The following is a 6512-nucleotide window of genomic DNA, read 5'->3' as shown; positions in this document are numbered from 1 at the left end:
GTCGCCCCGGCGTCCGGCTTCTGGACGTACGTCAGCGTGCTGGCCGGACGGGACTTGTCGGAGAAGTCCTGCGCCGTGCCGAGTCCGACGTCCACGCGCGTCTGGGAGCGGTGCGCCGCGACCACGTCCTCGCGGGCGAGGCTGCCCTTCTCGCAGGAGCGCTTCAGGGCGGCGCCCGTCATCTGCGCGGCGTTGTAGCCGGAGAGCACGCCCGCGTCGACCAGGGAGCCCGGGTACTTCTTCTGGTAGGCGGCGACCATCCTGCGTACGCCGGGGAGGTCGGAGCTGACCGCCGGGGCGGCGCTGACCACGTTGAGCATGGCCGCGAGCGCGGGGGCGGCCGGGGTCTTCATCAGCTGGGGGGCGTAGCCGGGAGCGCTGCTGACCACGGGCACCTTCAGCCCGCGGGACGCGGCGACGCCGACGAGGGAGGCGGTCTGCGCCGGTCCGGCGCTGATCAGGATGGCCTTGACGCCCTCCTTGCGCAGCGCGGAGACCTGCGCCGAGAGGTCGGTGTCGGTCGCCTTGATCTTCTGGCCGACGACCTTCAGACCGGCCTTCCCGGCGGCCCACCGCGCGCCTTCGAGCGCGTTGGCGCCGTAGTCGCCCTCGAAGTAGACGTGACCGATCCGGTCCCCCTTCGCCAGGCCCTTGGTGCGGGTGAGGAAGTCTACGGCGGCGATCATGTCGACGTCGTAGGTGGTGCCGAGGACCTGGACCGCGTCACGGCCGAGCAGGGAGGCGGCCCACGCCTGCGGGAACGTCAGCACCTTGTCCCGCTCGATGTCGTCGAGCAGCGCGGCCATCACGGGGGAACCGATGACCTGCGGCAGCGCGACGACGTCACGGGAGATGTCGGCGTAGGCGGTGACCGCCTTCTGGACGTCGTAGCCGTGGTCCTTGACGACGATCTCCACGCGCCGCTCGCAGATGCCGCCCCGGGCGTTGACCTCGTCGGCCCACATCTGCTGGGCCTGCACGATGCTCTTGCCGAGGGTCGCGTAGGGGCCGGTGAGGTCGGTGAGCGCCCCCAGCCTGATGGACCCGTCGGTGACGCCGGGTCCGGTCCGCACGCCGTCGGAGCCGCCCGCGGCGCGGTCGGAGGAGTCCGCCTTGGAGCTGCATCCGGTGCTCGCGAGCAGCAGGGCCGCGAGGGCGCCCGCCAGGAGGGTCCGGGTGCGCGCGGCGGCGCGGGGCGGGTGGTGGTGCGTCGGCTTCACGGGGTGGGCTCCTTGGCTCGTACGGCAGGCCGGGGTGGGTCGTGCCGGGGGGTGGTGTCGGTGGGCGGACTCCCGCCGCGCCGCTCGCGCAGGCGGGCGCGCGCCCGGCGGACCAGGCCGTGCAGTCCGTCGGGGGCGAACAGCAGGACGAGGACGATCAGCGCGCCGTAGAGGTAGCGGGCCGCCTCGGTGGGGCCGACCCCGCCGTCGGTGCTGCCCGGCGCGGCGACGAGGGGGAGCTGGTCGGCGTAGCGGGTCATCAGCAGGGGCAGCGCGGTGACGAAGACGGCGCCCGCGGTGGCTCCGGCGACCGAGCCGAGCCCGCCGATGACGATCATGGCGAGGTAGTCGACGGAGAGGACGAGCCCGAAGTAGTCGGGCACGACCCGGCGGAAGGCGAGCGCGAGCATCACCCCGGCCAGCCCGGCGTACATCGACGACACGACGAAGGCGGCCGAGCGGTGGCGTGCGACGTCGACGCCCATCACGGCGGCCGCGGTCTCGCTGTCGCGCAGTGCCGCCAGGGCGCGGCCGGGCCGTCCCCGCAGCAGTCCGCGGGCGGTGAACCAGGTCAGCGCGAACAGGGCGAGCCCCAGGTACCAGAGGCGTTCCTCCGCCGCGAACGGCACGCCCAGCACGGTGAGTTCGGACTCGGAGGAGAAGGAGAAGCCGCCGATCTCCAGGGGTGCGACGGAGCGGCCGTTGAAGCCTCCGGTGACGGAGTCGGCGGTGAGCAGGACGTGGTTGCCGAGGAAGACCAGGGCCAGGGTGGCGACGCCGAGGTAGATGCCCCGCACCCGGCCGGCGACGGGGCTGAACAGTCCGCCCGCGGCGCCGGCGAGCAGCACCGCGAGGACGGCGGCGAGGGCGGTGGGCAGTCCGGGGCCGGGCTCGCCGGCCAGCCAGACGTAGCCGTAGGCGCCCACGGCGAGGAAGAAGGCGTGGCCGAGGGAGAGTTGGCCCGCGGTGCCGGAGAGCAGGCCGAGGCCGACGGCGCCGACGGCGGCCGCCATCGAGAACAGTCCGATGCGCAGCCAGAACGCGTCGAGGTAGAAGGGCGGCGCGCACAGCACCGCCACGAGGGCGAGGGTACGGCCCAGGCGGACGGCCCGGGGCCGGGGGAAGCGCTCAGACACGGATCGCCGCCTTCGCGCCGAAGAGCCCGGTGGGCCGCACGAGGAGGACCAGCACCATCACCGCGTAGGGGGCGACGGAGCCGAATCCCTCGCCGAGGAGGGTCAGTTCGGACTGGTAGCCCGCGACGAGCGCCTCGGTCAGACCGATCAGCAGGCTGCCGGCGAGGGCGCCGGGCGGTGAGGACATCCCGCCGAGGATCGCCGCCGGGAACGCCTTCAGGGCGATCTGGCCGGTGGTGCGCTCCAGTCCGGGGGCGGGGAACGCGGCGAGGAAGACCGCGGCCAGCGCGGCGAGCGCTCCGGCGAGGCACCAGGCGAGGGTGCGGACGCGGACCAGCCGGACGCCCATCAGGGCCGCCGCTTCGACGTCCTCGGCGGACGCGCGCAGGGACAGGCCCCAGGAGGTGTACCTGAACAGGGCGAAGACACCGGCGATGACGGCCGTGGAGACGGCGATCGCGGCGATCCGGCTGTCGGCGACGGTGACCGGCCCGAGGCCGCTGACCGAGTCGCCCCACGGGTCGCCGAGGGACAGCAGGTCGCCGCCGATGCGCCGGGACAGGTCGGTGAGGATCACGATGTCGACGCCGATGGTGACGATGGTCTGCACCGCGGCGGTGTGCGGGTCGGCCCCGCCGCCGGCCTGGAGCAGGAAGCGGTCCATGGCACCGGCCACGGCGGCGGTCACCAGGACCGACAGCGCGAGCGCGGCGGCGAATCCGATGGCGTCGTGGAGGACGGCGGTCAGATAGCCGCCGAGCAGGAGCAGGGAGCCGTGGGCGAAGTTCATGACGCCGGACGCCTTGAAGATGATCACGAAGCCGAGGGCGACGAGCGCGTAGACCGCGCCGAGGGCGAGGCCGTTGAAGACGTTGTCGATCAGGGTCGTCATGCCGCGTCCTCCCCCTCGGCGCCGGTGCCCAGGTAGGCGCGCAGCACCTCCGGGTCCCGGCGGACCTCGTCCGGGGTGCCGTGAGCGACGGCGCGGCCGAAGTCGAGGACGGTGACCTCGTCGGCGATCCGCATGACGAGCCCCATGTCGTGTTCCACCAGCACCACGGAGAGGCCGAGTTCGGCCCGGACGGTGTCCACGACCCGTGCCGTGGCCGCGCGTTCGGCGGCGTTCATCCCGGCGACGGGCTCGTCCAGGAGCAGCACGCGGGGTTCCAGGCACAGGGCGCGGGCGAACTCCACGCGTTTGCGGTCGCCGTAGGACAGCAGGCCCACGGGGCTGTCGAAGTGCGCCTCCAGTCCGACGAGCCGGGCGATCTCGCGGGCCCGGTCGAGGTGTGCGCGCTGTTCGCGGCGGGCCCGCGGCAGCCGCAGCGCGCTGGCGGCGAAGCCGGCCCGGGACAGGGCGTGCCGGCCGAGCATCAGGTTGTCGGCGACGGTGCCCCGGGTGGTGACGATGTTCTGGAAGGTGCGGGCGACGCCGAGGGCTGCGATGCGGTGCGGGGCGAGCCGCGTGAGTTCGGCGCCGCCCAGGCGCACGGCGCCGGAGGCGGGGCGGCACAGTCCGGACAGCACGTTGAAACAGGTCGACTTGCCCGCGCCGTTGGGGCCGATGAGGGCGTGCACGGTGCCCGGGGCGACGGTGAAGGACACCGCGTCCAGGGCGGTGAGCCCGGCGAACCGGACGGTCACGCCGGTCACGGTCAGCTCGGGCGGTGCGGTGGTACGGACGCTCACGCGGCTCCCTGCCCCTCGGTGGCCGCGGCGCCGTCGCGGGTCGCGGTGGCGGCCGGGTGGTCCGGCTCGGCCGACTCCCCCAGGTACAGCCGCCGTACGGCGTCCGTGCGGGCGAGTTCGCCGGCCGCCCCCGAGAGCCGGACCTCGCCGACCTCCAGCACGAACGCGGTGTCCGCGAGGGACAGCGCCATCCCGGCGTTCTGCTCGACCAGCAGGACGGCGGTGCCCTGGGCGTTGATCTCGCGGACGACCCCGGCGATCCGGTGCACCATCTGCGGGGCGAGGCCGAGCGAGGGCTCGTCGAGCAGGAGCAGGCGGGGCGCGGCCATCAGGGCGCGGCCGATGGCGAGCATCTGCTGCTCGCCGCCGGAGAGCAGCCCGGCGGCCTGCCGGGTGCGTTCGGCCAGCCGCGGGAAGAGCGCGAAGACCCGGTCGCGGGCCTCGGCGACCTGGGCGGGGCGGCGCCGTCCGAGGCCGAGGCCGCCGGTGCGCAGGTTCTCGTCGACGGTGAGGCCGGCGAAGACGCGGCGGCCCTCGGGGACTTGGACCACTCCGGCGCGCACGGCGGCGACCGGGTCGCGTCCGTCGAGTTCGGTGGAGCCGTAGCGGACGCGGCCGGCCGTGACCGCGCCGCGGTGCAGGCGCAGGGTGCCCGACACCGCGCGCAGCAGGGTCGTCTTCCCGGCGCCGTTGGCGCCGAGCAGGGCGACGACCGTGCCGTGCGGGACGGTCAGGGACACGGAACGAAGGGCGGACAGGGCGCGGCCGTAGGTCACGTCGAGGCCCTCGACGATCAGGGCGGGCTCTTCGTCCGGTGGTGCTTCGGGCATCACGTCTCCTCGGGTCCGTGCCCCTCGGGCACGGTGCGTCGGGGGGAAGGGCGCCCCACGACAGCACGGGCGCGGGCGCGCGGTACAGGCGTCCGGCGGAGGACGCTGCGCGGTCCCAACGCGGGGGGACGGGGGTTGTGCGGGTGCCCAGGGGGCGGGGCGTCCGCGTCCTCGCGCAGCGGGTCTCGTGCGGCAACGAGTGCGCGGGGCAAGCCTGTTGACGCGTACGGCGGAGTGGGCGGGCCGCGGCCGCGGGGCCGTACCGGCCGGACACGGGGAGGCGCGCGGGGGCGGCGATGCCGCGCGGCGCGAGGGGGCGCGCGGCTCAGCCGCGCAGGACCCGCCGTGCCGTCAGGGCGAGGCCGATCTCCACCACGTCGGCCGGGCGGGCCAGCGAGCGGCCGGTGAGCTGCTCGCAGCGGCGCAGCCGGTTCAGGACGGTGTTGCGGTGGCAGTACAGCTGCTCGCCGGCCCGCTGGGCGGAGCCGTCGCAGGCGAACCAGGCGGTGAGGGTGTCCAGCAGGACGTCCCGGTCGGCCGGTTCCAGCCGGAGCAGGGGGCCGAGCACCTGTTCGGTGAGGGTCGTGCCCAGTTCGGGGCAGGAGACGAGCAGCGCCGCGGGCAGGTGCTCGGTGAGCCGGACGGTGCCGCCCCCGGGCGGGCAGATGCCCAGGGCCAGGTCGGCCAGGCGGCGGGCGTCGCCCACCGCGGCCAGCCCCGAGACGGCGCTGCCGACGCCGACGCGGCCCCCGGCGGTGCCGTCCGCGGGCAGGTCGAGCGCCTCGGCGGGGTCCTGGTCGTCCGCCCCGTCCCCCTCGTCGCCGACCAGGACGATGCCGTAGTCCACTTCCACTCCTGAGTGCCAGTACGCGCGCGTGCCGGCCGGTACGGCGGCGGCCCGGACGCCTGCGGGCCCCGGGGGCCGGCCGCAGGCGACCGCGACCACGGCGTACCGGCCGTGTTCGGGCAGGGCCAGCCCCTCGGCGGTCTCGGGCAGGTCGGCGATCCGGCTGGTGCCGTCGAGCAGGGCCGCGGCCAGCAGCCGGACCCGGTTCTCGCGGCGCCAGGCCAGCTGGCGTTCGGCCTGCCGGTAGGCGTCGGCCACGAGGCTGCAGTGCTCGTCGACGAAGTTCCACACGTCGGTGGCGACGTGCACGAGGAGGCGTACGTCCTCGGGCGCCGAGCGGGAGGTCTCCTCCACCAGCCGCTGCCAGACCAGGGATCCGCCGACCCGGTACGCGTGCAGCAGCGCGTCCAGCGGCAGGCCCTGCTCGGCGCGGTTGACGCCGATCCGCCAGGTGCAGCGGTGGGCGGCCTCGCGGGTGCCGCGCGGGTCGAGCAGCGAGGCCACGCTGTGCCGCAGCGAGCGGTGCGCCTCCTGCCAGGTGGCGGTGTAGTCGTTCTCCAGTGCGGTGCGGTAGGCCGGTTCCTGCTCGCGCAGGGTCGTCAGCAGCCGGTCGGTGAGGTCGGGCAGCTCGTCGAGCAGGACGCGGGCGGCCCGGTGCAGGACGCGCAGCGCGTCGGCGTCGATCAGCGACCGGATGCGCCGTGTCCGCGGCTGCGGCACGGGCGCGGGCCCGGTGCGGATGGTCGCGCGTGAGCGTACGGCAGGATGCATCGCGGTCCCTCCCCCGCCT

General features: G+C 75.2%; 6 protein-coding genes. All 6 read right to left on the bottom strand.

Translation table 11 applies throughout. From position 1 onward, the window contains the following. The coding region (locus tag SZN_RS34435) for an ABC transporter substrate-binding protein (RefSeq protein WP_007504367.1) at positions 1–1220 on the bottom strand (1220 nt) is incomplete at its 3' end. Continuing rightward, on the bottom strand, positions 1217–2356 hold the full coding sequence (locus SZN_RS34430) for a branched-chain amino acid ABC transporter permease (protein WP_007504365.1): 1140 nt from the start codon (positions 2354–2356) through the stop codon (positions 1217–1219). The genes SZN_RS34435 and SZN_RS34430, both read right to left, overlap by 4 nt. Continuing rightward, positions 2349–3248, bottom strand: a complete 900-nt coding sequence (locus tag SZN_RS34425; protein ID WP_007504363.1) for a branched-chain amino acid ABC transporter permease — start codon at positions 3246–3248, stop codon at positions 2349–2351. The genes SZN_RS34430 and SZN_RS34425 overlap by 8 nt, the downstream gene beginning before the upstream one ends. After that, positions 3245–4045, bottom strand: coding sequence for an ABC transporter ATP-binding protein (locus SZN_RS34420; protein ID WP_007504361.1), 801 nt, complete (start codon positions 4043–4045; stop codon positions 3245–3247). Before SZN_RS34420 ends, SZN_RS34425 begins: the two co-directional genes overlap by 4 nt. Further along, entirely contained in the window at positions 4042–4875 is an 834-nt protein-coding gene (locus SZN_RS34415) for an ABC transporter ATP-binding protein (RefSeq protein ID WP_007504359.1), read from the bottom strand. The genes SZN_RS34420 and SZN_RS34415 overlap by 4 nt, the downstream gene beginning before the upstream one ends. A gap of 325 nt (positions 4876–5200) precedes the next feature. Then, the gene (locus tag SZN_RS34410) at positions 5201–6493 is read right to left on the bottom strand and encodes an RsbRD N-terminal domain-containing protein (protein ID WP_043734665.1); all 1293 of its coding nucleotides are present in this window, start codon (positions 6491–6493) and stop codon (positions 5201–5203) included. Between the last annotated feature and the right edge of the window lie 19 nt (positions 6494–6512).

The organism is Streptomyces zinciresistens K42, assembly GCF_000225525.1.
Lineage (GTDB): Bacteria > Actinomycetota > Actinomycetes > Streptomycetales > Streptomycetaceae > Streptomyces > Streptomyces zinciresistens.
The sequence above is the reverse complement of the archived record's forward strand: the minus strand, read 5'-3'. Positions and strand labels throughout refer to the sequence as shown.

Excerpts from the sequence above, each read along its gene's own strand:
- SZN_RS34425 (WP_007504363.1), bottom strand. The coding sequence starts at position 3,248 with ATGACGACCCTGATCGACAACGTCTTCAACGGCCTCGCCCTCGGCGCG.
- SZN_RS34415 (WP_007504359.1), bottom strand. The coding sequence starts at position 4,875 with ATGCCCGAAGCACCACCGGACGAAGAGCCCGCCCTGATCGTCGAGGGC.
- SZN_RS34410 (WP_043734665.1), bottom strand. The coding sequence starts at position 6,493 with ATGCATCCTGCCGTACGCTCACGCGCGACCATCCGCACCGGGCCCGCG.